This is a genomic window from Streptomyces asiaticus (assembly GCF_018138715.1).
Lineage (GTDB): Bacteria > Actinomycetota > Actinomycetes > Streptomycetales > Streptomycetaceae > Streptomyces > Streptomyces asiaticus.
On the sequence record NZ_JAGSHX010000001.1, the window covers coordinates 1 to 26,178 of the forward strand.

23 protein-coding genes are annotated in these 26,178 nt (G+C 71.7%); 10 read left to right on the forward strand and 13 right to left on the reverse strand.

Translation table 11 applies throughout. The features are described from left to right. The 5 genes from dpgA to KHP12_RS00025 form a co-directional block, all read left to right on the forward strand. Positions 1-1,028: 3,5-dihydroxyphenylacetyl-CoA synthase DpgA (gene dpgA / locus KHP12_RS00005; protein ID WP_246648385.1), on the forward strand; the 1,028-nt coding region annotated here is incomplete at its 5' end. Positions 1,029-1,048: 20 nt separating this feature from the next. Beyond that, entirely contained in the window at positions 1,049-1,789 is a 741-nt protein-coding gene (dpgB, locus tag KHP12_RS00010; protein WP_208653042.1) for an enoyl-CoA-hydratase DpgB, read from the forward strand. Continuing rightward, entirely contained in the window at positions 1,786-3,156 is a 1,371-nt protein-coding gene (dpgC, locus tag KHP12_RS00015; protein ID WP_086882458.1) for a (3,5-dihydroxyphenyl)acetyl-CoA 1,2-dioxygenase DpgC, read from the forward strand. Before dpgB ends, dpgC begins: the two co-directional genes overlap by 4 nt. 1,955 nt (positions 3,157-5,111) lie before the next feature. Next, positions 5,112-5,354 carry a helix-turn-helix domain-containing protein gene (locus KHP12_RS00020; RefSeq protein WP_208653041.1) on the forward strand — a complete coding sequence of 81 codons (243 nt, stop codon included), beginning with the start codon at positions 5,112-5,114 and terminating at the stop codon, positions 5,352-5,354. Between the two features lie 160 nt (positions 5,355-5,514). Then, entirely contained in the window at positions 5,515-6,825 is a 1,311-nt protein-coding gene (locus KHP12_RS00025; RefSeq protein ID WP_086882457.1) for an aminotransferase-like domain-containing protein, read from the forward strand. Between the two features lie 25 nt (positions 6,826-6,850). Here the strand turns inward: KHP12_RS00025 and KHP12_RS00030 are convergent, their stop codons facing one another. Both KHP12_RS00030 and KHP12_RS52690 read right to left on the reverse strand, forming a co-directional pair. After that, positions 6,851-7,897 carry a sensor histidine kinase gene (locus KHP12_RS00030; protein WP_086882456.1) on the reverse strand — a complete coding sequence of 349 codons (1,047 nt, stop codon included), beginning with the start codon at positions 7,895-7,897 and terminating at the stop codon, positions 6,851-6,853. After that, a complete protein-coding gene (locus KHP12_RS52690) occupies positions 7,894-8,568 on the reverse strand; it encodes a response regulator (RefSeq protein WP_308016716.1) in 675 nt (224 codons plus the stop codon). Before KHP12_RS52690 ends, KHP12_RS00030 begins: the two co-directional genes overlap by 4 nt. 222 nt (positions 8,569-8,790) lie before the next feature. Between KHP12_RS52690 and KHP12_RS00040 the strand changes: the two genes are divergently transcribed. Beyond that, the gene (locus KHP12_RS00040; RefSeq protein WP_211831199.1) at positions 8,791-9,858 is read left to right on the forward strand and encodes an alpha/beta fold hydrolase; all 1,068 of its coding nucleotides are present in this window, start codon (positions 8,791-8,793) and stop codon (positions 9,856-9,858) included. Between the two features lie 47 nt (positions 9,859-9,905). Further along, positions 9,906-10,085 carry a hypothetical protein gene (locus tag KHP12_RS00045; RefSeq protein WP_037957436.1) on the forward strand — a complete coding sequence of 60 codons (180 nt, stop codon included), beginning with the start codon at positions 9,906-9,908 and terminating at the stop codon, positions 10,083-10,085. A 93-nt stretch (positions 10,086-10,178) separates the two neighbouring features. On the opposite strand, the gene KHP12_RS00050 is transcribed toward KHP12_RS00045, so the two are convergent. The 3 genes from KHP12_RS00050 to KHP12_RS00060 form a co-directional block, all read right to left on the reverse strand. Next, the gene (locus KHP12_RS00050; RefSeq protein WP_086882453.1) at positions 10,179-10,673 is read right to left on the reverse strand and encodes a hypothetical protein; all 495 of its coding nucleotides are present in this window, start codon (positions 10,671-10,673) and stop codon (positions 10,179-10,181) included. A 121-nt stretch (positions 10,674-10,794) separates the two neighbouring features. Then, a complete protein-coding gene (locus KHP12_RS00055) occupies positions 10,795-11,370 on the reverse strand; it encodes a DoxX family protein (protein ID WP_086882452.1) in 576 nt (191 codons plus the stop codon). 236 nt (positions 11,371-11,606) lie between these two features. Beyond that, positions 11,607-12,110 carry a metallophosphoesterase family protein gene (locus tag KHP12_RS00060; RefSeq protein ID WP_086882451.1) on the reverse strand — a complete coding sequence of 168 codons (504 nt, stop codon included), beginning with the start codon at positions 12,108-12,110 and terminating at the stop codon, positions 11,607-11,609. A 97-nt stretch (positions 12,111-12,207) separates the two neighbouring features. On the opposite strand from KHP12_RS00060, the gene KHP12_RS00065 reads away from it, so the two are divergent. Further along, positions 12,208-12,762: a tyrosine-type recombinase/integrase gene (locus tag KHP12_RS00065; RefSeq protein WP_241787879.1), complete on the forward strand. Its 555-nt coding sequence runs from the start codon at positions 12,208-12,210 to the stop codon at positions 12,760-12,762. Positions 12,763-12,901: 139 nt separating this feature from the next. Here the strand turns inward: KHP12_RS00065 and KHP12_RS00070 are convergent, their stop codons facing one another. The 6 genes from KHP12_RS00070 to manD form a co-directional block, all read right to left on the reverse strand. Next, complete coding sequence (locus KHP12_RS00070; RefSeq protein ID WP_211831200.1) at positions 12,902-16,408, reverse strand: phosphodiester glycosidase family protein; 3,507 nt, start codon at positions 16,406-16,408, stop codon at positions 12,902-12,904. Between the two features lie 153 nt (positions 16,409-16,561). Next, positions 16,562-16,984 (reverse strand): YchJ family protein, encoded by a 423-nt coding sequence (locus tag KHP12_RS00075; protein WP_086886376.1) that lies wholly within the window; start codon positions 16,982-16,984, stop codon positions 16,562-16,564. Positions 16,985-17,037: 53 nt separating this feature from the next. Then, complete coding sequence (locus tag KHP12_RS00080) at positions 17,038-18,072, reverse strand: NAD(P)-dependent alcohol dehydrogenase (protein WP_211831201.1); 1,035 nt, start codon at positions 18,070-18,072, stop codon at positions 17,038-17,040. Between the two features lie 37 nt (positions 18,073-18,109). Then, positions 18,110-19,489, reverse strand: a complete 1,380-nt coding sequence (locus KHP12_RS00085) for an MFS transporter (protein ID WP_210608729.1) — start codon at positions 19,487-19,489, stop codon at positions 18,110-18,112. Between the two features lie 32 nt (positions 19,490-19,521). Continuing rightward, positions 19,522-20,955: a mannitol dehydrogenase family protein gene (locus KHP12_RS00090; protein ID WP_086884564.1), complete on the reverse strand. Its 1,434-nt coding sequence runs from the start codon at positions 20,953-20,955 to the stop codon at positions 19,522-19,524. Next, the gene (manD, locus tag KHP12_RS00095; protein WP_037957353.1) at positions 20,952-22,169 is read right to left on the reverse strand and encodes a D-mannonate dehydratase ManD; all 1,218 of its coding nucleotides are present in this window, start codon (positions 22,167-22,169) and stop codon (positions 20,952-20,954) included. Before manD ends, KHP12_RS00090 begins: the two co-directional genes overlap by 4 nt. Positions 22,170-22,273: 104 nt before the next feature. Here manD and KHP12_RS00100 point away from each other — a divergent pair, with 104 nt between their 5' ends. Then, complete coding sequence (locus tag KHP12_RS00100) at positions 22,274-23,044, forward strand: GntR family transcriptional regulator (protein WP_086884563.1); 771 nt, start codon at positions 22,274-22,276, stop codon at positions 23,042-23,044. A 109-nt stretch (positions 23,045-23,153) separates the two neighbouring features. Here KHP12_RS00100 and KHP12_RS00105 read toward each other — a convergent pair whose 3' ends face one another. Together KHP12_RS00105 and KHP12_RS00110 are read right to left on the reverse strand one after the other, a co-directional pair. Next, on the reverse strand, positions 23,154-23,525 hold the full coding sequence (locus KHP12_RS00105) for a VOC family protein (protein ID WP_086884562.1): 372 nt from the start codon (positions 23,523-23,525) through the stop codon (positions 23,154-23,156). Between the two features lie 18 nt (positions 23,526-23,543). Next, positions 23,544-23,915: a MerR family transcriptional regulator gene (locus tag KHP12_RS00110; RefSeq protein ID WP_037957357.1), complete on the reverse strand. Its 372-nt coding sequence runs from the start codon at positions 23,913-23,915 to the stop codon at positions 23,544-23,546. 204 nt (positions 23,916-24,119) lie between these two features. On the opposite strand from KHP12_RS00110, the gene KHP12_RS00115 reads away from it, so the two are divergent. Then, positions 24,120-26,165, forward strand: coding sequence for an alkaline phosphatase family protein (locus tag KHP12_RS00115; RefSeq protein ID WP_086884561.1), 2,046 nt, complete (start codon positions 24,120-24,122; stop codon positions 26,163-26,165). Positions 26,166-26,178 lie beyond the last annotated feature (13 nt).

Genomic DNA, 26,178 nt, shown 5'->3' on the forward strand with positions numbered 1-26,178 from the left:
TCGGCACCGCCGTGCCGCCGGCCTCCTACACGCAAAGGGAAATCCTCGACACCTTCGGTATCACCGACCGGCGGATCCGCTCCGTCTTCCTCGGCGGTGCCATCGAACGCCGCAACCTCACCCTGCCCCCGACCGGCCCCGACGGGCTCCCCGCCGTCGAGTCCCAGGGCGACCTGCTGAGCAAACACACCGCGAGCGGGCTGAAGATGGGCCGGGAGGCCGTCGGACACTGCCTGAAGGACGCGGGCGCCGCGCTCGGCGACGTCCGATACCTGTGCTGCGTCACCTCCACCGGATTGCTCACCCCCGGATTCTCCGCGCTGCTCATCAAGGACCTGGGCATCGAACAGTCCTGCCAGCGCCTGGACGTCGTCGGCATGGGCTGTAACGCCGGGCTGAACGCCCTCAACGCCGTCGTCGGCTGGGCCGCCGGCCACCCCGGCGAGCTCGCCCTGATGGTGTGCGTCGAGGTCTGCTCCGCCGCCTACGTCTTCGACGGCACCATGCGCTCCTCCGTGGTCAACAGCCTGTTCGGCGACGGCGCGGCGGCTGTCGCGGTCCGCGCCACTCCACAGGAGCCCCCGCCGGAGTCGGCTCTGCTGAGGTTCACCAGCCACATCATCCCCGAGGCGGTCGACGCGATGCGCTACGACTGGGACGACGGGCACGGCAAGTTCAGCTTCTACCTCGACCCCGAGGTCCCCTACGTCGTCGGGGCCAACGCGGAGACGGCCGTGGCCCGGCTCCTGGAGGGCACCGGACTGCGCATCGGCGACATCGCCCACTGGGTGGTGCACTCCGGCGGCAAGAAGGTCATCGACTCGGTCCGTGTGAACCTCGGACTGTCCCGGTACGACGTGCGGCACACCACCGGGGTCCTGCGCGACCACGGCAACCTCTCCAGCGGCTCGTTCCTGTTCTCCTACAAGCGGCTGCGTGACGAGAGGGTCGCGGTACCCGGTGACCTCGGGGTGCTGATGACGATGGGGCCCGGGTCGACCATCGAGACGGCCCTGGTGGGCTGGTGACGGAAGGAAGGTTTGCCGACATGAAGACCGAGCCCGACCGGACCCCGCTGCCCGACGGCCTGGGCATCCTGGCCCGGCTGGACGGCGGCAGCCCGCTGCCCGAGCTGACCGCGGCGGTGAACGCCGTGTGTGAGGAGGCGGAGGAACAGAGCGAACGGACGGTCGTCATCCTCCGGTTCGCGCCGCCACCGCCCGGGGCCCGCGAATGGCCCGGCGATGTCTCCATCCATGAGGTCAACCGCTGGGAACGGACCATCCGTCGCCTGGAACGCCTCGACAACATCACCATCACCGTGGCCCAGGGCACATGTGGCGGCCCCGTCCTCGACGTGCTGCTGGCCGCCGCCTACCGGATCGGCACCCCCGACCTGAAGCTGCTGCTGCCGGTCAACGATGGGCAGTTCTGGCCCGGTATGGCCCTCTACCGACTCGTCCAGCACATCGGTCCGGCCCGTGCCCGTCGCATTGTGCTGTGGGACTCCGACATCCCCCTCCCCGACGCCGTCGAACTCGGAATCGTCGACGAGGTCAGCAACGATGTGACCGAAGCCGTCCGTCACGCGGCCGTGCTGCGCGGACGGCTCTCCGGCCGTGAGGCCGGGATCCGCCGCCGGTTGCTGACGGAGGCCGCGTCCGCCGAGTACCAGGACGCCCTCGGCGCGCATCTCGCCGCCTGCGACCGCGAGCTGCGCCGCCTGCGGAACAGTGGACCCGGCACCCCGGCCGGGACGGCGGCGGGCCACGTCGAAGCGGCCGGATGAGCGCCGGTGCGCCCGGCGGCGGCTCCCTCGATCCCGTACCCGAGCCGACCGGCGGCATCGAGGCAGACGTCCGCCGCCTGGCCGAGTACATCGGCGGCACCGAGCGGCGGCTCGCGGCGCTGCCGCCCGTTCCCGACCGGGCCCCCCACGACCGGGACCGCGCCGTCGCGGTCCACGTGCGCGCCCGCCGGGCCCGCCGGGCCTTCCTCGCCCGGCACACCGAGACCGTCTACGGGGTGCTCACCGACGGGCTGACCCGTTCCGTACGCCTGGCGGACCTCGTGTACGAGGCCGCCGACCGGTTCCCGGGCCTGGTGCCGACCCGTGCCCAGATGGCGGCCGAGCGCCGCTTCGTCCAGGCGGAGAAGGAGGGCCGGGAGATCGACCAGGGCATTTTCTGCGGCGCGGTGCTGCGCTCGCACACCGCCGGCCGGCACCTCGTCGAGACGATGCTCAGACCCACCCCACGCGCCCGCACGCTCCTCGATGGCTTCCGCACCGAGGGCCGGATCGAGCTGGACACCGTGTACCTCGAACGCCGGGGTGTCGCCGGTCATATCGAGTTCCGCAACGCCGCCCGGCTGAACGCGGAGGACGACCGGCTGATCGCCGACTTGGAAACCGCCGTCGACCTCGTCCTGCTCGACGACGTGATCAAGGTCGGTGTGCTGCGCGGCGGCACCGTCGACCATCCCAAGTACCGGGGACGCCGTGTCTTCAGCGCCGGAGTCAACCTGACCGACCTGCGCGACGGGCGGATCTCCTTCGTCGAGTTCCTCCTCGGCCGCGAGCTCGGCTACGTCAACAAGATGCTTCGCGGTCTGCTCACCGCCCCGTCGCCTGGTGACGGGCGCGAACGGAGTGTGGGCAAGCCATGGATCGGCGCCGTCGACACCTTCGCCATCGGGGGCGGTATGCAACTCCTGCTGGTCCTCGACCACGTCATCGCCGAGGAGAACGCCTACCTCAGCCTGCCCGCCGCCGAGGAGGGCATCGTGCCCGGGCTCGGCAACCTCCGGCTCACCCGGCTCACCGGAGCCCGGCTGGCCCGTCAGGTGGTGCTCGGCGGACGCCGGATCGCCGCGACCGAACCGGAGGCCCGTTATGTGTGCGACACCGTGGTGCCTGCCGAGGATATGGACGGCGCCGTCGACAGGGCTGTCGAAGCGCTCCGCGCGCCCGCCGTCTCAGCCAACCGCCACATGCTCACCGTCGCCGAGGAACCTCTCGACCTGTACCGCGCCTACCTCGCCGAGTTCGCCGTCGTACAGGCCGAACGCACCTACGCCCCGGACGTTCTGGCCAAGGTCGAAAGGCGTTGGCAGGAACGCGAGCGGCGGCGCGCGGCACGGGGCAGCGTGCGGTGAGCACCGCACCCGGCCTGCGCCGGCCGGGGTGATGGCATACCGCTCAGCGGTCGCGATGCGTGATGATCCGGGCGAGCGAGCTGAGTGCCCGTGCGCCCTCCTCCGCCGGAGCAGCGGCGCCAGCGCCTCCTGAAGATCGGCGAGAGAGGCGTTTCGCTCGTCCCGCGGGTGCTGGATGGTGCCGCGTAGCAGACGCGGCCGGGCGAGCAGTTGCGGGTGGTCCCGGCCGTGTTCCAGTTCCACCGCCTCGTCGATGTAGCGGAGTGCGGAGTCGTCGTCGGCGTTCCGGGCCGCCAGTGAGGCGGCCGCCGCCGGGGCGACGGGGCGGTAGTCCGAGTCCGGCGCGGCGCGGTCGCGGGCCTGTGCCACCAGGCCGGCGGTGCCGGCGGTCCGCCCGTCGGCCGTCTCGACCGCGGCGAGCGCGCCGGCCAGCAGCAGTTGGCGTTCGTCCGTACCGGTGTGGAGACGGTGCAGCGCATGCGTCAGGTGGGTGCGCTCTTTCGCCGGCGGTTCCAGCGTGGCGGAGGGGACCACGGCCTCAGCATGCAGTGGCAGGCACATCGCGGTCAGCCAGCTGACCAGCCGTTCGTACGCTTCGGTTTCCTCGTCCTCGGCGATGAGCCTGTCGTGTCCGAAGCAGCGTATGGACTCCAGGAGCCGGAAGCGGGTGGGGCCGCTGGTGTCGGTGAGCGCAGTGATGACGGATTTGGCTTCCAGGCCGATGAGGAGCCGCGGTATCGCGGTGGCCGGGGCGGGCAGGTCGGAGGCGACCGCCGCGGCGGCGTCCGGGCCGAAGTCGCCGGACAGCACCGACAGCCTGCGCAGCAGCGCCTGTTCCTGCGGGTTCAGCAGGGCGTAGCTCCACTCCAGGGAGGCACGCAGGCTCTGGTGGCGGTCGTCGGCGAGCCGCCGGCCGCTGGTCAGCAGGGCGAGCCGGTCCTCGAGCCGGGTCACGATCTCGGCCGGTGGGAAGACCCGGATCAGCCGGGCGGCCATCTCGATGGGGAGGGGCAGCCCGTCCAGCCGGGCGCAGATCCCGCCCACGTGGACCGCGTTGTCGTGGGTGAGCTGGAAGCCGGGCACGACAACGCGGGTCCGGTCCACGAAGAGGGTGACCGCGTCGGAGCGCAGGCACGCGTTGAGCACGGTGTCGGACTCGGCATCGGACCCGGCATCGGACCCGGTGTCGGGCAGGGCCAGACCGGCCACCGAGAAGACGGTCTCACCGGGGAGTTGGAGCGACTCGCGGTTGGTGGCCAGCACCCGCAGCCGTGGCCGGGCCGGGAGCAACTCGGTCAGCGGCTTCCCGCAGCCGTCCAGCACGTGTTCGCAGTCGTCGAGCAGGAGGAGCTGGTCCCGGCCGGTGCTCTCGGGGCCGTCGGATGTGGTGTCGGAGGCGGCGGCGACGGAGGGCGGCGTGGCGCCGGGCGGCTCGCCGAGCGCGGCCAGCACCTGCCGCCGGATCTCGTCGGGCTCGGTGCAGGTGCCGAGCCGCACCACCGATACGTCGCGGCGTTTTCTGCGGAGCTCCTGACCGACCAGTTCGCGCCAGCCGGCTCTTGCCGACCCCGGCGGGGCCGGTCAGTGTCAGCAGTCGTACGCCGTCCAGCAGCCGGGCCGGCTCCACCAGCTCGTCGGTGCGGCCCACGAGGCTGCTCAGCTGGGTCAGCGGCCCACCGCCCAGCGCGGTGTCCATGCCGCCCGCCTTCTGCCTCGACCGATAGGCGCGCTGTCGGCAGGCGTTGGAACAGTAGCGTGCCCGGGGAAGGGACCTGCCGGACCGGGTGGGTCCGGACAGCGGTTCACCGCAGGTGCCGCATCTGACAGTGGACGGAGACGGCGTCCAGGGTCTTGTGCGAGGCGGGGGCTCATGTCCTCACAGTCGGCATGGCGGAACGGTCTCCTCTCTGAACACAGCTGTGACGTGGTAGGACGGAGGCCCGCACCCGGCGTCCGTGGCCGTGACGATGAACCCGGCGCCGGCCACCGATGTGGCCGAGGTGTTGCTGCTCGCGTACGGACTCACCCCACGCGAGCGGGACGTGCTGGCGCGGGTCGTCGCCGGACTGCCGTCGCGGGCCATTGCCACCGAACTGCACATCACCGTGGCGACCGTGCAGGACCACCTGAAGAGCGTCTTCGCGAAGACCGGCGTCCGCAGCCGCAGCGCACTGGTGGCGACGATCCTGGGCCTGTGACCGAGTGATCAGGCGGGCACCGGGCAGACGCATGGTGCCGCGGTTCAGCTGATGGATCTTCACGGCAGGACGGCGAGCGCGTAGAGTGACGATGCGTTGGCCAGGGTGGGAACGACGCTGGCAGCGCTCACAATCTCGCGGGTAGGAGGACGTCAGGCGGATGAGACTGCATTCCTCCTCGTTGCACAGCTCGTTGCGGGATCCGGTCCTCGGTTCGATCGGATTTCTGAACGAGGTGATGAGCCGCTATCCGGAAGCGATATCCTTCGCGCCCGGCGCGCCGCATCCGGACACGTTCGAGGATATCGACACCGAACGGTACGTTGACAGATTCATCGATTATCTCGTCCAAACCGGACGGAGCCCGGAGCAGGCACGCCGACTGCTTCTCGAGTACGGGCCGAGCCGGGGCATCATCAACGGCATTGTCGCTGATGCCTTGCGCCGGGACCACGGGATCGACGCCCCCGAGAACACGCTCGTCATGACCGTCGGTGCCCAGGAAGCGATGCTGCTCGTGCTGCGTGCGCTGTTCCGCTCGGCCGAGGGCGTGCTCGCGGTGGCCAATCCGTGCTTCGTGGGCATCATCGGGGCAGCCCGGCTCCTGGACATCGATGTGATTCCGGTCGACGAGACGGACGCCGGGATCGATCTCGACGGTTTGGAGCGGACGTGCCGTTCCTCTCGGGAAAACGGCCGGCCGGTTCGTGCGCTGTACGTGGCACCGGACTTCTCCAATCCCGGCGCGGCACATATGTCGCTTGGCGGTCGTCGGAAACTTCTCGACCTTGCGGAGCGCGAGGGCTTCCTCGTCATAGAGGACAACGCTTACGGGTTCACGGCGGCAGCCGGAGCCGAACTGCCTCCGCTCAAAGCGCTTGACACCGCTCGCAGTGTGATTCATATCGGTACCTTTGCCAAGGTTGCCTTCCCGGGAGCCAGAGTCGGCTATGTGATCGCTGATCAGCCGATCGGCTCGTCTTCTGGCGGCACGCTGCTGGCGGACGAGTTGGCCGCCGTGAAGAGCATGGTCACCGTGAACACATCCCCGCTGTGCCAGGCCGTGATCGGCGGGATGTTGCTGGAGCACGGAGGCTCCGTGATCGAGTTGAGCCGTCGCAAGTCCGAGATCTACCAACGGAACCTGACCTGCCTGGTCGACGCATTGGACCGGCATCTGGGAGACGGATCGCACCCCGGAATCCGCTGGAACCGCCCTTGCGGTGGGTTCTTCGTCCGCATACATCTGCCCGTCCCCGTGGATACCGCTCTGCTGGAGGTGTCCGCGGCCAAATACGGCGTGCTGTGGACTCCGATGCGGCAGTTCTACCTGGATCAAGCAGGTGATCACCAACTTCGGCTCTCATGCAGCTACCTCGATCCCGAACGGATCGAGGAGGGGGTGCGGCGCCTGACCGCCTTCCTGTCGGAGGAGGTCGAACGCCGGTGGGACAGCGGCGGTATTGGCTGACGTAGACGTTGGCGGTGGTGGAGAGCTACGTGGCCCTGGGGCGTCGCTTGGCGTGGCGGGGTATCAGGAGGGAGACGTGGGTTCCCTCACCGGGGGTGGAACCCACGGTGAGGTGTCCGTTCAGCAGGTGGCCGCGCTCGCGCATGGCCGACAGTCCGGTGCCCGTGGAGACCACCGTGCGGGGCGCGGATCGGTTGACCGGGGTGGAAGGCCGATGGGCCATTCCGCGGCCGTTGTCCCGCACCGCCACGGTGATCGCGTGATCGTCGCTGTCGAGTTGCACGAGAAGACGGCTCGCCTCGGCGTGCTTGACCGCGTTGTTCACCGCTTCCTGCACGATGCGGTAGACATGGGCCTGGGCCTCTGGCGACAGTTCGTCCCCGAGCCGGCTCCACTCCGCTCCGACGCGCAGTTCCGCCTCCAGCCCGAAGGTCTCCCCGGTGCGCCGGCACAGCGTCTCGAGGGCGGGCGCGAGGCCGAGCTGGTCGAGGGCGAAGGGCCGCATTTCCACGATCAGGTGCCGTAGTGAGGTGATCTGGTTCGTGATCAGGCCGCGCGCCTGGTCGATGGCGTCCTTCATGGCGGCGGGCTCGCCACTGACGGCGGCGGTGGACAGCACGATCTGGACGGCGACCAGTTCTTGAAGCGTCTCGTCGTGCAACTCACGTGCCCAGCGCCGCCGTTCTCGTTCCTCCCCGTCGCTGCGGGCCTGCGCCCGCTCCCGGGCGAGACTACGGCGGCGCGCCACCGCGCCGCGGCCCAGCATGGCGGCGCAGCCGATCAGCAGGAGAGGCACGATGTTCAAGCCGTTGAAAAGCGGCTCCTTGGTCATGCGGACCAGTTGTGACACCGCGAGGATGAGGGCGAGCCCGCACAGGGCCGCCAGCCACGCCCGCCGGACGGCGGTGTTCAGCGCCGCCGCGATGATGAGGACGACGGCCGCACCGAGGGAGAGCCGCATCACCCAGCGAGGCTGCTGCTGGAGGACCTCGATCGCGAAGGCGAGGACGAGCAGCGCCGCACCGGCGGCCTCGGTGATCGGGCCGGCCTTGGCCCGTGGCGAGCCGTTCATCCCAGCAGTCCGCGCTCGCGAGCCGCGGCGATGAGCTCCGCCCGGGTCTCGGTCTTGAGCTTGTCCCGAATCCTGGCGCGGTGCGTCTCCACCGTCCGAACGGAAACGTGGAGACGTCGCGCGATCTCCTGGTTGGTGTGGCCCAGGGCGAGCAGTGAGAGAATCTGAAGCTCGCGCGCTGTCAAAGAGGCCTCGCCACCGGTGCCGGGAGCGCCGGTGTCCGCGATGGCCAGCCGGGCGCCCATGGCGGGCTGGAGGTAGGTGGCTCCCTTCGCGACCTGGCGTGCCGCACCGACCAGTTCTTCCGCCGCCGCTTCCTTGAGCAGATATCCGGCCGCCCCGATCCGCAGGGCCGCGCGGGCGAACGCGGGATCCTCCTGCATCGTGAGGATCAGAATCCGGGTGCCGGGGGACGCCGCGAGCAGGTCGGGTATCGAGGGCAGGCTGGATTGACCGGCCATGGTGAGATCCAGGATCAGCACGGACGGTCGGTGCTCGGTCACGGTCTCCACGGTCTCCGGGACCGTGGAGCTCTCGGCGACGACTTCCAGGGAATCGTCCTGCGACAACAGCACGCGCATGCCCGCACGGACCACAGGATGATCGTCGGCGATCACCACGCTGAGGCGCGACACGGCATCCACTCCCTGTTCAGCGCGGTCGGCAGGCACGGGAGTAAAGGTACTCGGCGAGTCCGGCGGGTCAGCGCCCCAGGGCGGCGGTGGAGCGATCGGGCGAGCTCCTCAAGCGGCGGCTGCGGGAAACCCGCAGGATGTCTGCGGACGGACACCGAGGTCCCGAAGGCGCCGGAGCACCACGATGGCTGCTCGGAGCACTCAGTCGGGCGCGATGCCCGCTCTGCCGAGACGGACAGAAACGGTTCAGGTTCACAGATGATCGACAGGCGTACCTTCGGCAAGGCCATCGGCGCGGGGGCGGCGGGAACGGCCGCCGTATCACTGACCGGCCTGAGCCACCCCTCGTCGGCAGCGGCCTCGTCGTCATCCGGGCCGGGCGGCGCCGACAGGGCGGCCACGGCGCCGACGTCGCACCCCGGCGGCGGCTCCTTCCCGGCGCTGAAGCGGGTCGAGGCCGGCGAGCTCACCATCGGCTACGCCGAGGCCGGCCCGGCCCATGGACCGGCCGTCGTCCTCCTGCACGGATGGCCGTACGACATCCACAGCTACGCGGAGGTCGCGCCCCTGCTGGCGGCCCGGGGCCACCGGGTCATCGTCCCCCATCTGCGCGGCCACGGCACCACGAGCTTCCGCTCGCCCAAGACCTTCCGCAACGCGCAGCAATCGGTGATCGCCCTCGACATCATCGCCCTGCTGAACGCCTTGAAGATCGAGAAGGCCGTGTTCGGAGGCTTCGACTGGGGCTCCCGGACCGCCGGCATCATCGCCGCACTCTGGCCGGAGCGGTGCAAGGCCCTGGTCTCCGTGACCGGTTACCTGATCACCAGCCGGGAGAAGAACAAGCAGCCGCTGCCGCCGTCGGCCGAGTGGGCATGGTGGTACCAGTACTACTTCGCGACCGAACGTGGTGCGGTGGGCTTCGAGACGTACCGACACGATTTCGCGAAGCTCATCTGGCGCAATGTCTCCCCGACGTGGAACTTCGACGACGCCACCTTCGATCGCACGGCGGCGGCGTTCGGCAACCCCGACTACGTCCCCATCGTGGTGCACAACTACCGCTGGCGGCTCGGCCTGGCCAAGGGCGACCCCCGCTATGACGGGCTCGAGGCGCGCCTGGCGGCCGCGCCCGACATCGCGGTGCCCACGATCACCCTCGACGGTGAGCTGGATCCCTTCACCCCGGCCGGTGACGGCGCGGCGTACCGGTCCAAGTTCACCGGCCCCTATGACCACCGAACGCTCGAGGGCATCGGCCACAACGTGCCGCAGGAAGCGCCCGAGGCGTTCGCCGAGGCCGTCCTCGACGTCGACCGATGCTGAGGACGTCGCCGATGCTGAGGACGTCGAACGATGCTGAGGAGGATGACATGACACCCGGAGAGCCCAGGCCCGCCGATGCCGCCGAGGCCAGGCGGCGTGCCAGGTTCGGCACGCTGCCGGAGCGCGTTCGTGCGGAGGACATGGTCGAGGAAAGGCCCGCTACGGCACCGGATTCGGCGAGAGACGCGTACGACTCCGACGAGTGGCTCGTTCGTACGTGTCTGTGAAGGGCCCCGCGCATACGAGGGCGCCGTCCGGATGGGGACGGCATCCTCGTGTCCGCGGCCTTTCCAGCCGTTTCCCGACACCGGGACCCGGTGTTATCTCGGCATCTCCGTCGCGGTGCCGTTCACCGTTCCGGTGGCACGCGTCGGGCGTTCCAGGATGCCCCGGGCATCGGGCGGGGCCGGATCAGGTGCGCTGGTGGTGTGCTGCGGGCCCGTGGACTCGGCGGAGCCGTTCGCGGCGCCGTTGTGCGGATGCGCCGAGCCGCCGTTGATCTTCTCGATCGCCTGCCGGGCCTGCTCACCGGGGGAGCGGGCCGCCAGCGGGGGTGAGGTGTGGGACGCGGTGGGCGTGGGCTGGTTCCGCTCCCGCTCGGGTTTGGCGTGGACGCCTATGGTCTGGGCCGTCCCGTGGCGCAGGCGGTGGCTGACCGCCTCGTCGAGGCTCACCGGCCGCTGTGTCTGGGCCGCCAGCCGGCCGGCCTCCTGGCCCAGGGCGGCGACCACGTCCCAGGGCAGATGGAGCACCAGGCGGACTTCGGCGTCGCCATCCGGCAGCGCCTGGATGGGAGGGATGAACCGGTCATTCATGGAACGGGGCCTCCGGTCTCGGTATCGGCCTGTGCGGGCGACGCGCGTCCCAGTGGGCAGGACGCACACAGAGCCATACGGGGAACCGGCCCCGCGCGTTCACCTGACCGCCGGAGGGCTGTCAGTTCTTGCTGAGCAGGATCGTCACCGTCGCCAGGATCGCCGCCAGCACCAGCAGGGCGATGCCGTAGATCAGCCGCTGCGACCGCAGGACCGGGAGGAACGCGTCGAGGGAGATCCGGCCGGCGCCGGACAGTGCGAGCCCGGCCGCGCCGACGCCCACGAGCAGCGGAAACTCGAAGCCGCCGAAATAGCCGAGCGGTGTGGAGGCGGCCACCGCGTTGGCCATCGTGCCCGCGACGGCCGCACCGGCGAGCGGGGTGAGCAGCCCCACGGCGAGGCCGAGGCCCCCGAAGGTCTCGGCGATCCCGGCGATCACGGCCATGGCCTTGGGCGCCGGATAGCCGAACTGCGCGAACGCCACCGCCGTCTTGTCGATGCCCAGGCCGCCCCACCAGCCGAAGAGGTGCTGTGCGCCGCGCGCCGCGACGATCAGCCCGACGCCGAGCCGGATGACCAGCAGGCCGACGTCATGGGCGAGGAGTACGTGCGCCGCGGACCTGAGCGAGTGCGGGGCGGGGGCGGAGGCGTTCTCCGGTGCGTGCTCCGGGCCGTTCTCGTAGGGGGAATAAGACATGGCGCCCTCGTGTGGTCGGGCTCGGCGCGGATCGCCGAGCCGATATCCGATATGCACCTTAAGTACTCTTTATTCCACCGGGGTGCCGGGTTCAATCCGGACGCCCGTCAGCGCCGGAGCGGCATCCCCGGGCAGGACCCCCGAACCCCGCCGCGGTGGTGTCGCGCGACTCCCCGGCGCGTGCCGCGCACGCGGTGCCGGGCGGCTCGGCGATACGCCCGGGGAGCGGCGATCGGTCAGCGGCGGGGCGGCAGCCGGTGCAGCTCCACGGCGGTCAGCCGCCCGGCCTCGATCGCGGCCGTCAGATACGTACAGTACGGCTGCCGGCGCCGGTCGGTGGGAGAGCCGGGGTTGAGCAGCCGCAGCCGCCCCTCGGCCGTGGTGTCCCACGGGATGTGGCTGTGGCCGAACACCAGCACATCGAGGTCGGGGAACCGCTCGGCGCAGCGCCGCTCCCGCCCCTTCGACTGGCCGGTCTCGTGCACCACGCCCAGCCGCACCCCCGCCAGCTCGGCCCGGGCCACCTCGGGCAGCCGCGCCCGCAGCTCGGGCCCGTCGTTGTTGCCGTACACCCCGATCAGCCGCCGCGAGCGCTCCTCGAGCAGATCGAGGGTGGCGAGGTCGACCCAGTCGCCCGCGTGGATCACCACATCGGCGTCCGGCAGCCGCTCCAGCAGCTCCCCGGGGAGCGCCTTGGCGCGCCGGGGCAGATGGGTGTCGGACATCAGCAGAAGGCGCACACGGACGACCGTACCGCCGTGCGTCCCTTGACGAGGACATCGGGGGGAGAAATAGTGTGCCAAGCGACTCGATCGGGAGGCTCCCAGGGGGGTGGACGTGGCGGCGCGCACGGCGAAGGACACGGCGCGGGACCGCTATCCGCGGCCGGTGGTCACGACGGCGGAGGCGGAGTGGATCTGGCGCCGGCTGTCGGTGGAGGCGATGGAGGACGGCGCGAAGCCGGAGACCGTACGGCTCGCCGTGGTGGTGGGCCTGGCGCGGGCCAGCGGCGCCCGGTACGGCGGGCTGCTGCGCTGCACCGTGTCGGCGCTGGACCTGGACTCCGGATGGGTGACCATCGAGCACGGCAAACACCGCGTCCCGCGCCGGCACGGCCTGGACCGCGGCACCGTGCTGGTGCTGCGCCGCTGGCTGCGGGTGCGTCAGGAGCTCTGCGCCGAGCTGGAGGGGTCGGTGCCGGAAGCGCTGCTGCTGACGGTGCACCACACCCATGACAACGGGGTGACCGTGGTCGCCGGGCTGCCCATCACCCGGCAGGGCCTGGTGCTCTCCTGGCGCCGGTTCGTCCACCGTACGAACGCCCGGTACGCCGGTCGCCGCCCTCCGCTGCCCACCCGCTTCGAGCAGGTACGCCGCGTCTGGGACACCTGAGCGCGGCGGGGCGCCTGGGTCCGGTGGGGCGCCTGGGCCTGCCGGGGGCTTCTGGGGCCGGTGGGGCGCCTGGGTCCGGTGGGGCGCCTGGGTCCGGTGGGGGCGGGGCGCTCAGGCCGCCCCGCCCCCACCGGCCCGGCTAGGCCGCGGGTGCCGCGGCCGCCGCGGTGACGGTGAACCGCGCCTGTGCGATGGCGCCGTTCACGCTCACCGCGAGGGTGGCCGTTCCCGGGCGCAGCGCGGTCAGCTTGCCGCTGGCCGGGTCGTACGCCGCCACATCACGGCGCCCGGCGTCGTCCGGATCGCCGATGTGGAGGGTGGGCGAGCCGGTCCAGTCCGCGCTGAGCGGGAAGCCGACCGGCACCCGCCGGGCAGCGGTCCCCTCGCCCTGGAGGACGGTCGCGGTGACATCGGCGTCCTGTCCGGTGCGCAGTTCGGCCGGGGCGGTGACGGTCAGCCCGTCCACATGGGCGCGGGTCTGTACGGACACCCAGTCCGGGCCGCCCTGCCACGGTGCGTGGCGCGCGGCGGCCTGGTCCCGCGCCGAGACGTGGTCCACGCCGACCATCGACCAGCCGGTGAAGCCGCCGTGGCCGGGCGGGGTGGCGGGGTTCTTGCCCGAGTTGCCGTTGATCAGGTACGGGACGCCGTCCACCCGGGAGGCGTGGAAGGTGCCGACGTGGCTGCCGATGAAGCCCGCGCCCTTGCCCGTGGTGCGGCGGAAGTCGGCCAGCCAGCCCTCCAGCAGCGCCGCCTCCTTGCGGTCGCCGAGCTGGCTGCCCTGCTGCGGGGTGGGGTCACGCGGCGGTACGTGCTCGATCACCATGACCGAGCCGATGTCCGGGTCCTTGGCGGCCGCGTCCAGCTGGGCGCGCAACTCCTTGATCTGGTCGAAGCCGCCGGCGCGCAGCCCCAGGCGTGAGGTGTCCAGGGTGAGGAAGCGGGTGCCCCGGTGGTCGAACGTGCGGTGGGCGGGCCCGAATTCGGCGGTGAAGTTGTCGATGGAGCCGCCCATCACCTCGTGGTTGCCGGGGACGTAAGTCCAGGGCAGCTCATCGCCCAGCTCCTCCTTCAGCACGGTGCGGGCGAAGGAGAGATCGGCGGGGGAGCCCTCGTCCACCAGGTCCCCGTTGATCACCAGGAAGTCGGGGTTGGCCGCCTTGATCTCGCGCAGGGTGCGGCGGGCCTGGGAGACGATCGGGCTGTTCGGATCGCGGGCCACGAACTGCGCGTCGGACATCACCGCGAACCGCCAGTCGCGTCCCCGTACCTGGGCGGCGGTGGAGATCAGCGGATCGGGGCGCACGCTCTCCGTGGGCAGTTCGACGGAGGGCGGCACCCGTGCGGTGAGGTCGTCGATGACCACACTGCCGGTGTACTGGCGGGTGGCGGAGGTCTCGGCGAGGTAGAAGCGGTTGACCTTCAGCGGATAGGCGACTCCGGCCGGTACGGCGAAGTCGACATGTCGCCATCCGGTCCAGGTGACATACGGCCCGCGCAGCAACTGGTCCGAGCCCGCCGCGTCCTTGAGGTGCAGGGTGGGCCAGGCCCCCTTGCCATCGCCCTTGATCCACAGGCCGAAGGACTGCGGCTGTCCGTCCACCGCGATCTGCTGGGGCGGGGTGACATAGGCGGCGCGGGTGGCCGTGGACTGGGTGAAGTCGTAGTCCAGCGCGAGCCCGGTGCCGGTGTGGCCGTCGGGGGTGGCCTCGGCCGAACCGGAGGCGCGGGCCTGGCTGAAGGTCCAGCGGTCGGCGTCGTCGAAGGACGCCTCCTGCCGCTCGGTCAGGCCGACGGTGACGGCGAGCACCGTGGTGGTGGTGCCGACGGCGACCTTGACCTGCCCCGCGGCCTGGTCGTGGCGCGCCTTGACGGTGAAGGTGCCGGTCCGGGGGTCCGGGGCGATGTCGAACAGCGCTTGGTCGTACGACAGTCGCACATCGGACGGTTCGACGGGGGCGCTGGTGCCGTGCGCGTCCAGGCCGACGATGCCGAACCGGCCCGTGGCCTCGGCGTCGGCCAGGCCGACCAGCCGGCTGGTGGACTGGATCCGGTCCAGCCGGTCCAGGACGGTGAGGCCGAGGTCGCCGTGGGCGGCGCCGCGCCGGGCGGTCACGGTGGTGTCGCCGCCGTGGCGGGCGGTGAAGGTGCCGTCGGCATCGACCCGGCCGATGTGGGAATCGTCCGTCCGCCACTGCGGCGCGCCCTCGGCGGGGCCGTAGGTCTCGTCGTAACCGGCGGCGGTGAGGCGGCGGGTGAGCCCGGGGAAGACCCGCTCGGGGTGGCCGCCCCGGACCGGGTCGGCGGTGGGCGCGGACGCGCGGTCCACAGCGGTGTCCACCCAGAAGCCCTTGAGGCGGCCGCTGCCGTCGGGGGCGGTGAGGGCCAGGCCGTTGGGGACGGTGCGCTCGGCCCCGTCGGACGGGCTGTTCTCCACCCGGGTGGTGTCGCTGCCGGGCTCGCGGGCGACGAGCGTGGAGGAGCCGCCGCCGTCGAGGTTGAGGGCGCTGTAGGCGCCCGCGTCCTTCATCATCAGGCCCAGTTCGGTGAGGGTGACGCCGCCGCTGTCGGCCTGCCGCCCGTCCACGCTGAGGATCCGCATGGTGCGGCCGTCGCGGGAGAAGCCGACCGCGGTGCGCGGCGCGGTGGCGTTGTTGCCCTCGCCCTCGTGGCCGACCGCCTTGCCGTCCACGACCAGCAGCTCGCGGCCGCCGACGGCGGTGCGGGGCAGGTCGCCGCCGTCGGTGCGGGGCCGGTACTCCATCGACACCGCGTCGCCGACGGCCAGTTCGGACAGCGTGTCGGCCCCGGCGTCCCGGCCGACCAGTACGGTCGCACCGGCCGGGATCGGGCCCTTGCCGGGCGCGCCGGCCGCCTGGGTGACCTTGCCGTCCACGACCGTGACCTCGGCGGTGCGCCGTGCGCCGTCCACGGTCTGGGCGCGGTCCGCCTCGCCCCACTGGGCGGTGTACGCCCCGATGCCGGTGGCCGGGACGTTGGCGGCGTTGAGCGCCGCGAGCGGGTGGGGGCCGTCGGGGAGGGTCAGGGTGCCGTCGAAGTAGAGCTGGAGGACGCGGCCGGCGTCGGCCGGGCCGATGCCGACGGCCCGGGCGGGCCCGGTGGCGGAGGCGGAGTTGACGAGGCGGCCGTCGCCGATGCCGTTGCCCTCGGGGGCGCCGGTCTGGTTGATGTCGAAGAAGTCACCGTTGATGGCCGCGACCGTGCGGCGCCCCGGCCCGGGGTCGTGCTCGGCGGCCAGTTGGGAGACGCTTCGGCGCTCCGCGACCTTGTCGGGGTGGAGATAGTCGACCTTGGTGCCGCCGGCCAGGTCCACCGACAGCGAGTCGACCCGCAGCCATTTGTCCGACTCCAGCCGGTCGTACGAGGTCAGCCGCACCCCCGGGGCGACCGGCCGGGAGGTGCGGGCGGTCTCCACCCCGTCCCCGTCGGCCACGGACCGGGTGCCGGTCGCACCGCTGGCGGCGGGGGGCGCGACCGGGCGCAGCATCTCCGAGGACGACCTGGGGACGGGTTCGGGCGCCGGGGCGGGGGTGTTGTCGGCGGTGGCCTGGCCGGCGGCGCCCAGCACGAGGGCGGACACCGCGGCCAGGGCCGCCAGTGGTCTGGCGAGCGCGACAGGAGGCACGGCAACTCCATGGGGCCAGGGGACACGCGTGGTTCACACGCACAGCGCCCCAGCATCGCCCCGGAGTTGACCGGGCACCAGAAGGCGTCGGCGACGACACGGGAAACAAATGACCAAGTCGGTGCGGACCGTGATCGCTGACGCGGGGTGGGGTCAGTCTTCGGTCAGACCGTCGAGGTAGACCCAGGCACCGTCGTGGCGTACGAAGCGGCTGTTCTCGTGGAGCGAGCCCGTGCGGCCGCCCTGGGTGTAGTGGGCGCGGAACTCGACGCTGCCGGTGGTGTGGAACGCGCTGCCCTCGGTGGTGCCCAGGATCTCCAGGCGCACCCAGCGCAGCCCCGGGTCGAGGTCCGCGCCGGGCGGCCGGGTGGTGGGGTGCCAACTGCGCAGCAGATACGCCTCGTCCCCGACGGCGAAGGCGCTGTAGCGCGAGCGCATCAGCTGCTCGGCGGTGGTCGCCTGGGCCTGGCCGCGGTGCAGTCGGCCGCAGCAGTCGTCGTAGGCCGCGGACAGCCCGCAGGGGCAGGTGGCCGGGGTGGGGCGGGCCGGCCGCGGGCGTCGGGTACGTCGGGACATGGTGCCCATTTTGACGGGTGGGACGGACGGGATGCCGCCCGGTCCACTCCTGCTCAGGACCCGATGGGCCCGATGGGTTCGTTGGGTTCGATGACGACCTTCAGCTGTGTCGGGTCGGTGAGCGCCGTGTGGAGGGCGTCCGCCGAACGTTCCAGCGGGAAGCGTGTGGTGATCAGCGACTCCAGCTCGACCCGCCCGGTGGCGGCCAGGGACACCGCGGCCGGGAACTCCCCGGCGTAGCGGAAGGCGGTGACCAGGCTGAGCTCCTGGCGCTGCATCCAGGCCAGCGGGAGCGTGGTCCGGGGCTGGGGCGGGTTGCCGACGGCGACCAGGGTGCCGCCGGGGCGTACCGCGTGGGCGGCGGCGGCCAGGGCGGCCTCGATGCCGGAGCAGTCGAGCGCGATGTCGAACAGCGGCTCCTGGGAGAGGGGTTCGCGGGAGGTGTCCAGGGTCCGGTCGGCGCCCAGGCGGTGGGCGTGGGCGAGCCGGCCGGGGTTGATGTCGGTCACCACGGTCTCGCCCGCCCCCACCGCGCGGGCGGCCTGGAGGACGAGCAGGCCGATCGGCCCGGCGCCGGTGACCAGCACCCGGTCCCCGGCCGCGACGCCGCCGCGGCGCACCGCGTGCAGGGCCACCGCGAGGGGTTCGACGCGCGCGCCGGAGGTGAGGGGGAAGTCGTCGGGGAGGGGGTGGGCGAACTCCGCGGGTACGGCCAGGTGTCCGGTCAGGGCGCCATGGGTGGGCGGGGAGCCGAAGCAGCGGCCGTGCGGGCACTGGTTGTAGCGGCCCGCGCGGCAGGCGCGGCAGTGTCCGCAGGGGATGGCGGGCTCGATGGCGACCCGGGTGCCCGCGGGCAGCGGGCCGTGGCCCGCCACGACCGTTCCGGCGGCCTCGTGGCCGAGCGCGGTGGGGGAGCGGAGCACATGGGGGCCGTTCTCGCCGTGGGCGTAGTAGTGCAGATCGGAGCCGCACAGCCCGACCGCGCCGATGTCCACGAGGACCTCGCCGGGGGCGGGCCCGGGAATCGGGTGCCGCTCGATGCGCACATCCTTAGGGCCGTGCAGGATCGCGGCGGTGGCGTCGTTCATCGGATGGTTCTCCTGGTACGCGAAGACACGAAGGGGCTCAGGCGGCGGTCAGCCGCAGTGGTTCGACGCGCTTGACGACCAGGCCGTAGGTGAGGGCGCCGACGATGCACAGCGCGCCGGACAGCATCAGCGGGGCGACGAAGGAGTGGTGGAAGAACCCCAGCAGCAGACCGGTGGTGGTCGAGCCGAGCACTCCGGCGAGGTTGGAGGCGAAGTTCTGGATGCCGCCGAGCGAGGCGACATGGCGCGGGGTGGGCGCGACGTCGGCGGGCAGGCTGGCCACCGATGCGGCGGAGAAGGCCAGGCTGGCGTAGCTGACGGACAGCAGGGCCAGGGCCCACATGGCGCTGGGGACGAGCACGGCGAAGGCGATGACGGAGGAGAAGAGCATCCCGCACACCAGACAGGTTTTGCGGGCCCGGGTCACCGACCAGCCGCGGCGCAGCAGGGTGTCGCTGGTCCAGCCGCCGAGCAGGCTGCCGCCGATGGCGACGATGCCGGGCAGGGCGCCGTAGAAGCCCAGTTTGAGCAGGTCGAAACCGCGGGCGTCGACGAGGTAGCTGGGGAACCAGGTGATGAAGAAGTAGATGACGTAGTTGAGGCAGAAGAAGCCGATCATCATGCCCCAGACCGTGCGGTGGCGGAACAGGTCGCGCCAGCGGACGGCGGGCTCCTCCGGCGCCGTCGTCTTCTGGGCGGGGTTCTCCTCGAGCCGGGCGCCGCCCGCCGTGACGTAGGCGCGTTCCTCGGCGCTGAGTCCGTCGCGGGCCGAGGGTTCGCGGTACGCCTTGAGCCACAGCGCCACCCACAGCAGGGCCACGGCGCCGGTGACCCAGAACGCCATCCGCCAGCCCTGCCAGGCGATCAGCGCGGTCACGACGGGGGCGGCGACGGCGGTGCCGGCGCGGGCGCCGTTGTCCCAGACGCTGTTGGCCAGGGCGCGTTCGCGGACCGGGAACCAGCGGGAGACGGACTTGGCGCACGAGGGGTACGCGGGGGCCTCGCCCGCGCCGAGGGCGAGACGGGCGAAGAGCAGGCTGCCGATGCCCCGGACGAATCCGGTGCCGACGGTGACCAGCGACCAGATCAGCCCGCCGATGGCGAACATGCGCTTCTCGCCGTAGCGGTCGATCAGCGCCCCGGCGGGCAGTTGGCCCAGCGCGTAGGTCACGAAGAACATGCTGAGGATGACGCCCTGCCACTCGGGGCCGATGTGCAGGTCATCGGTCATATAGGGCAGGGAGATGGAGATGGTGGCGCGGTCGACGTAGTTGACGGTCATGCCCAGGAAGCAGAGGAAGACCATCAGCCAGCGGGTGTTGTGGCGCAGCCCGCGGGGGCGCGGTGGCCCGGTGGCGGCCTCGTCCTGGGCCGGGGAGGGCTGGTCGGTGGCGGGGACGGCTCTGGGGGTCTTCAAGGCGGCTCTCCTTTGAAGGGGCGGTGCGTGGGTCAGCGCGGTGGCCGGGCGCGGGGGTCCAGCTCCGCCCGTACGGACGCGATGAGAGCGGTGTCGTCCGCGAGGTCCTCGGCGCCCAGCAGCCGCAGCAGCCGGCGCGGGGCCTCGGTGCGCGGGCCGTCCCAGGCGCGGCGCAGCTCCTCGGCCCGGGGATCGTCCAGGGGGTGGTCGCGGGTGCGGCGGGCCCAGGCGGCGAGGGCGGCGGCCAGGAGCGGGGTGTCCCGTCCGGCGGCGCGCAGTTCGCGCAGCGGGGCGAGCCACCGTTCGGGGATCTTCTGGGATCCGTCCATGGCGATCTGCTGGATGCGGTGGTGCATCGCGGGGTTGGCGAAGCGGTCCACCAGGCTGTCGATGTAGGCGGGGAGGTCAAGACCCTCGGTGGGCGGCAGGCTCTGCGCGGCCTCGGCGCAGTAGGCGCGTACGGTCTCCTCGCCCCAGGGGGTGGCCAGGACGTCGGCGACGGTCTCGCATCCGTGCCCGAGCCCGAGATAGGCGATGAGCGAGTGGGAGCCGTTGAGCAGCCGGAGCTTGGCGAGCTGGTAGGGGCTCACATCGGGGACGAAGCGCACCCCGGCCGCCTCCCAGTGCGGGCGGTCGGCGGCGAAGATGTCCTGGAGCACCCACTGGGTGAACGGTTCGCCGGTGACCGCGCCCGCGTCGTCCACGGTCAGGGCGCGGGCGGCGGTCCGCCGGTCGGTGTCGGTGGTGGCGGGGACGATGCGGTCGACGACGGTGGCGGGGAAGGCGACCGAGCCGGTGATCCAGTCCAGCAGGCGGTCGCGGTCGTCCCATGCGGTGGCGGCGATGAACTCCCGTACCAGGCGCCGCAGTACCGCGCCGTTGTCGGCCATGTTGTCGCAGGAGACCAGCGACACCGGGGCGCCGCCGGCCCGCAGCCGGGCGCGCAGCCCCGCGGCGAGCTGCCCGGTCACGCTCGCGGGCGCGGGCCGTCCCGCCAGGTCGTCGCGGATCAGCGGGTCGTCCAGGGCGAGTCCGCCGGTGGCGGGGTCGCGCCGGTAGCCCTTCTCGGTGACGGTGAGGGTGACGACGGTGACCTCGGGGGAGGCGAGGAGCGCGCCGAGCCGGGCGCCGTCGTCGGTGGCGTGCAGCACCTCGGTCACGGTGCCGACCACGCGGGTGGCCGGGCCGTCGGGGCGCCGTTCGGTGAAGGAGTACAGCCCGTCCTGTGGGCGCAGCGCGTCCACGACTGACCGGCTGCGCTGGGTGACACCGGCGATGCTCCAGCCGCCGCCGTGCGCGGCCTCGGCGGCTTCGGTGTAGAGGGCCTGGTGGGCGCGGTGGAAGGCGCCGATGCCCAGGTGCACGATCCGGGGGCGCAAGCCCCGCGGGTCGGTGCGCGGGCGGCTTCCGGCGGGGACGCGGTCCAGGGTGGCCAGCGACAGGCGCGGCGGGGAGTCGGCGGTCACCAGTCGTGCACCGACCCGTCGGTGCGGCGGCTCACCGGGAGGTACTTCGGGTCGTACGGGAAGCGGGCGGCCGCCTCCTCGTCGAGTTCGATGCCGAGGCCGGGCGCGGCCGAGGGGTGCAGGGCGCCGTCGATCAGCTCGTAGGCCGGCCGGAACACCTCGTGGGTGAGCGGGTCGTGCGCCATGTACTCCTGGATGCCGAAGTTGGGCACGGTGACATCGAGGTGGACGGCCGCCGACATGCTCACCGGGGACAGGTCGGTGGCGCCGTGCGAACCGGTGCGCACCTGGTACAGCTCGGCGAGGTGGAAGATCCGCCGCAGGTGGGTGATGCCGCCGGCGTGCACGACCGAGGCGCGGATGTAGTCGATGAGCCGCTCGGTGATGAGCTGCTGGCAGTCCCAGATGGAGTTGAAGACCTCGCCGACCGCGATGGGGGTGGTGGTGGACTGGCGGATCTGGCGGAAGGAGTCCTGGAGTTCGGCGGGGCTGGGGTCTTCCATCCAGAACAGCCGCAGGTCTTCCACGCTGCGGCCGAGCCGTCCCGCCTCGGTGGGGCTGAGCCGGTGGTGGACGTCGTGCAGCAGGTGGAAGCCGAAGCCGAACCGCTCGCGGACCGCTTCCAGGTAGCGCGGTGCGAAGTCCAGGTACGCCTCGGTCGACCACGGCTGCTCCTCCGGCAGCGCACCGGTGGCGGGCTCGTAGACCGTGGCCACGGTGCCGTGGCGGATGCCGTACGTCCCGGGGGAACCGGGGACGGCGGCCTGGGCGCGGATCGCGCGGTAGCCCATCTCCTGGAACTGGGCGACGTCGTCGAGCAGCTCGGGGATGTCGCCGCCGCTGGCGTGGCCGTAGACCATGGCCCCTTCGCGGGCCTTGCCGCCCAGCAGGTCGTACACCGGCATCCCGGCGACCTTGCCCTTGATGTCCCACAGCGCGGTGTCCACGGCCGAGATGGCGGTCATGGTCACCGGGCCGCGGCGCCAGTAGGCCCCCTTGTAGAGATAGTGCCAGGTGTCCTCGATACGGGCGGGGTCGCGCCCGATCAGCAGCGGTACGAGGTGGTCCTCCAGATAGGAGGCGACCGCGAGCTCGCGGCCGTTCAGGGTGGCGTCACCGAGACCGGTCACGCCGTCGGAGGTGGTCACCTTCAGGGTCACGAAATTGCGACCCGGCGAGGTGACGATGACCTTGGCCTCCGTGATCGTGGCCATGCGTGCTCCTCACTGAAGCGGGCTCCCGGGGTGGAGTCCGGGCTGTCGGTCGGCTACCATACAAGTACGTCAGCGAGCGGAGTCAAGGGTTCGGAAGGGGTCAGATGGCATCGGCGGAGGGATTGCACGCGGCGCGCTCCCGGGGGCGCAACACCCGGCAACTGGTCCATGAGGTGCTGCGTTCGCGCATCGTCGGCCTGGAGCTGGAGCCCGGCTCCGCCGTATCGGAGAACGACCTGGCGGCCGAGCTCGGGGTGAGTCGCACCCCCGTCCGCGAGTCGCTGATCCTGCTCGCCGACGAGGGGCTGGTGGACATCTACCCCCAGATGGGCACGTTCGTCTCGCGCATCCGGGAGCGCGATGTGGCCTCCGCCCAGTTCATCCGGGAGGCGCTGGAGTGCGCCGCGCTGCGGGACGCCGTCGGCAAGGCCGGCCCGCGGGACGTGGCGGAGCTGCGGGCGCTGCTCACCGCGCAGGAGGAGGCCGACCGCCGGTCCGACATGGCGGGCTTCTTCCAGCTGGACGAGGACTTCCACGCCCGGCTGATGGCCGTCAGCGGCCACGCCTCGGCCTGGCCGGTCGTCAGCCAGGCCAAGGCCCAGCTGGACCGGGCCCGCAGGCTGTCACTGCCGATGACCCAGCAGATGTCCCTGCTCATCGGCCAGCACCGCGAGGTGGTCGACCTGCTGGAGGCGGGCGATCTGGACCGGGCCGACGAGTCGCTCCGCTCCCATCTGCGGCTGGTCTTCAGCGATGTGGAGAAGATCCGCGCCAAGCACCCCGAGCTCTTCAGCGACGAGGACGCCCCCTTGCGGCCCCGCCGCGACAGCGCCCGGCGCACCGCCTCCCGCACCGCCTCCCAGGGGGACCGCTAGCGGCCGCCCCCGGCATCCTCGGATCGCGTCCCACTCCACCGCGTCGGGGGGAGCGCGGGCATCCGCAGGGTGGCCGCGGTGGCGGGCGATCCGTTGATCTCGATGTGGCTCATCCGTCCACGTCCCCGGGCTCCCGGCGGTGGGTCAGCACATTGATCACCCGGCCGTTGGGGTCGCGGACGAAGAAGCGGCGGACGCCCCACTCCTCGTCCCGCAGGGGGTGGACGATCTCGGCGCCGCTGTCACGCACCGCCGCGTAGACCGCGTCCACGTCGTCCACCTCGATGCTCAGATCGGGGACCACCGGCCCGGTCCTGTCGTCGGTCATCACGCCGATCTGGGCCGTGGGGTTGGTGGGGGAGGCGAGGGTCATGACCCAGCCGAGGTTCATCACCTCCTCGAGCCCCAGGAGACCGTAGAACTCCCGGTTCTCCCGCATCGCTGCGGACCGGACGTTGGGCACGACACGGCGGACGGTCATCGCGGGCTCCCCGGTGGTTCAGCTGGTGGTGTGGTTACCGATCACGGCGTCAAGATACTCGGAGATCGCGTCCCGGTTGCGGGTCAGGCAGTCGATGCGCCGGGTCATGCGGTCCCGCTCGTCCTCCAGGGTGGTGATCATCTCCGGTGTGGCATCGGAGAAGTGAATGAGCCGGGGCTTGTCGAGACACGGCAGGATCTGCTTGATGATGCGAGTGGGCAGCCCGGCGTCGAGCAGGCCCCTGATCTGGAGCACCCGGTCGACGAGCCGCTCGTCGTACGAGCGGTAGCCGTTCGCGCAGCGGTCCGGCAGGATCAGCCCCTGCTCCTCGTAGTAGCGCAGCAGCCGGCGCGGTGTGCCGGTGCGCTCCGACAGTTCTCCGATGCGCATGTGCGGGTCCCCTCACCTTCACATCCATGTGAGGGACGCAGCGTAACGTCGGGGCGGGCGCACTCGCGAGGGGAGGAGGCGCCGGGAAAAGTGCCAGGTGATTGAACGCGGACCCCCGGCACGCCGTACGGATAACGACGGGCCCGGCCACCCGAGCCGGGTCCGCCGTGCCACCACCGGGCTTCGCAGGGAAGGACCTTCGGGTTGTCGCGCCAATCGAGCTCTCGTCAGCGGTCGGAAACGGACAAGGGAACCACGGAGGAGGGTCTGACGGAGGGCCCGTCACCGGAGGGGCCACCTGAGCGCACGCCGGATGTCCCCGCCCAGGCGGCGGACACCGCCGCGGACGCGGACACCTCAGCGGATGCGGACACCTCGGCGGACGTCGACGCCGCCGCGGACGCCGCCGCGGACGCGTCCGTGGGACACGACGCGTCCCCCGAGCCGTCCGGCGCATCGGAGGAGGTGGCGGACCCGGAGGAGACCACCGTGACCGGCCCGCTGGTCGGCACCGCCCCCGACGCGGCCCCCGTCCGCAAGGGCTGGCGGGCCAAGTACCCCGTCGCGGCACGGACGGTGGCGTGGACGGTCACCGGGCTGTCCCTCGCCCTCGTCTTCCTCGCCCTCCTCCTGCCGACCAAACTCGCCCTCGTCGAACCCAGCGCCTTCATGCGCATCCCGGTGGAGGGGATCTTCGGCGCCACGCTGCTGCTCATGCTGCCGACGATGGCGCGGCGGGTGGTGGCGGTGCTCGCCGGGGCGGCCCTCGGGGCGCTGACCATCCTGAACCTCCTCGACATCGGCTTCAACGAGTTCCTCGGCCGTGGGTTCAATGTGGTGCTCGACTGGATACTGCTGGACGACGCCGAGTCGTACCTCAAGGACTCGGTCGGCGATACGGCCGCCACCGCCGCCGTGATCGGGGTCGTGGTCCTCGCCGTCGCCCTGCTCGTCCTGATGGCGCTCGCCGTTCTGCGGGTCAGCAATGTCATGGCGCGGAACACCGCCGTGGCCACCCGCACCACCCTGGTGCTCGGCACCGTCTGGGTGATGTGCGCGGCGCTCGGGGTGCAGGTGGCCGGGGTGCCGTTCGCGTCCAGGAGCACCACCGCGCTGGTGCAGGACCGGGCGGAGCGGGTGCGCAAGACCCTCAAGGACGAGCGGGAGTTCGCCAAGGTGGCCGCCGTGGACACCTATGGCGACACCCCCGGCGACCAGCTGCTGACCGGGTTGCGCGGCAAGGACATGATGATCACCTTCATCGAGAGCTACGGCCGCTCGGCCATCGAGGACCCGGCGATCGCGCCCGGTGTCGACAAGACGCTCAAGAACGCCACCAAGCGGCTGAACAAGGCCGGGTTCGCCTCCAAGAGCGGCTGGCTCACCTCGGCCACGTACGGCGGCAGCAGCTGGCTGGGCCACTCCACCTTCCTCACCGGCCTGTGGATCGACAACCAGAACCGCTACCGCACCGTCACCGCGGGCGACCACATGTCCATCACCCGCGCCTTCCAGCGCACCGGCGCCTGGCGGACCGTCGGCATCATGCCCGGGGTGCAGAAGGCTTGGCCGGAGGGCAAGTTCTACGGCCTCGACCACGTCTACGACTCCCGGGAACTCGGCTACAAGGGCCCGAAGTTCAGCTGGTCGACCATGCCCGACCAGTACGCCCTGAAGGCGTTCCAGCGCCTGGAGCACGGCAAGAAGCACGACAAGCCGCTGATGTCGGAGATCATCCTGACCTCCAGCCACCAGCCCTGGGCGCCCATCCCCAAGACGATCCCCTGGAGTCAGGTCGGCGACGGCTCGGTCTACAAGGCCATCCAGAAGGCGGGCAAGAAGCCCGCGGACGTGTTCACCGATTCCACGAAGGTGAAGACCGAGTACGGAAGGTCCATCCAGTACTCGGTCAACAGCCTCATCGACTATGTGCTGAAGTACGGCAACAAGAACACGGTGCTGGTCTTCCTCGGCGACCACCAGCCCCTCGCCCGGGTCAGCGGCGACAACGCCAGCCGGGACGTGCCGGTGGCGATCGTCGCGCACGACAAGGCGGTGCTGGACCGGATCTCCCACTGGGGCTGGGACGACGGTCTGATGCCGGGCGCGAAGGCCCCGGTGTGGAAGATGAGCTCCTTCCGCGACCGCTTCCTGGACGCCTACGGGCCGAACCCCGGCGGTGGCACGGCGCCCGCCTCCCCGTCGGCCTCGCCGAAGGCGACTTCGCCATCGCCTTCGGCCAAGCGATAGCCGCTCGACGCTC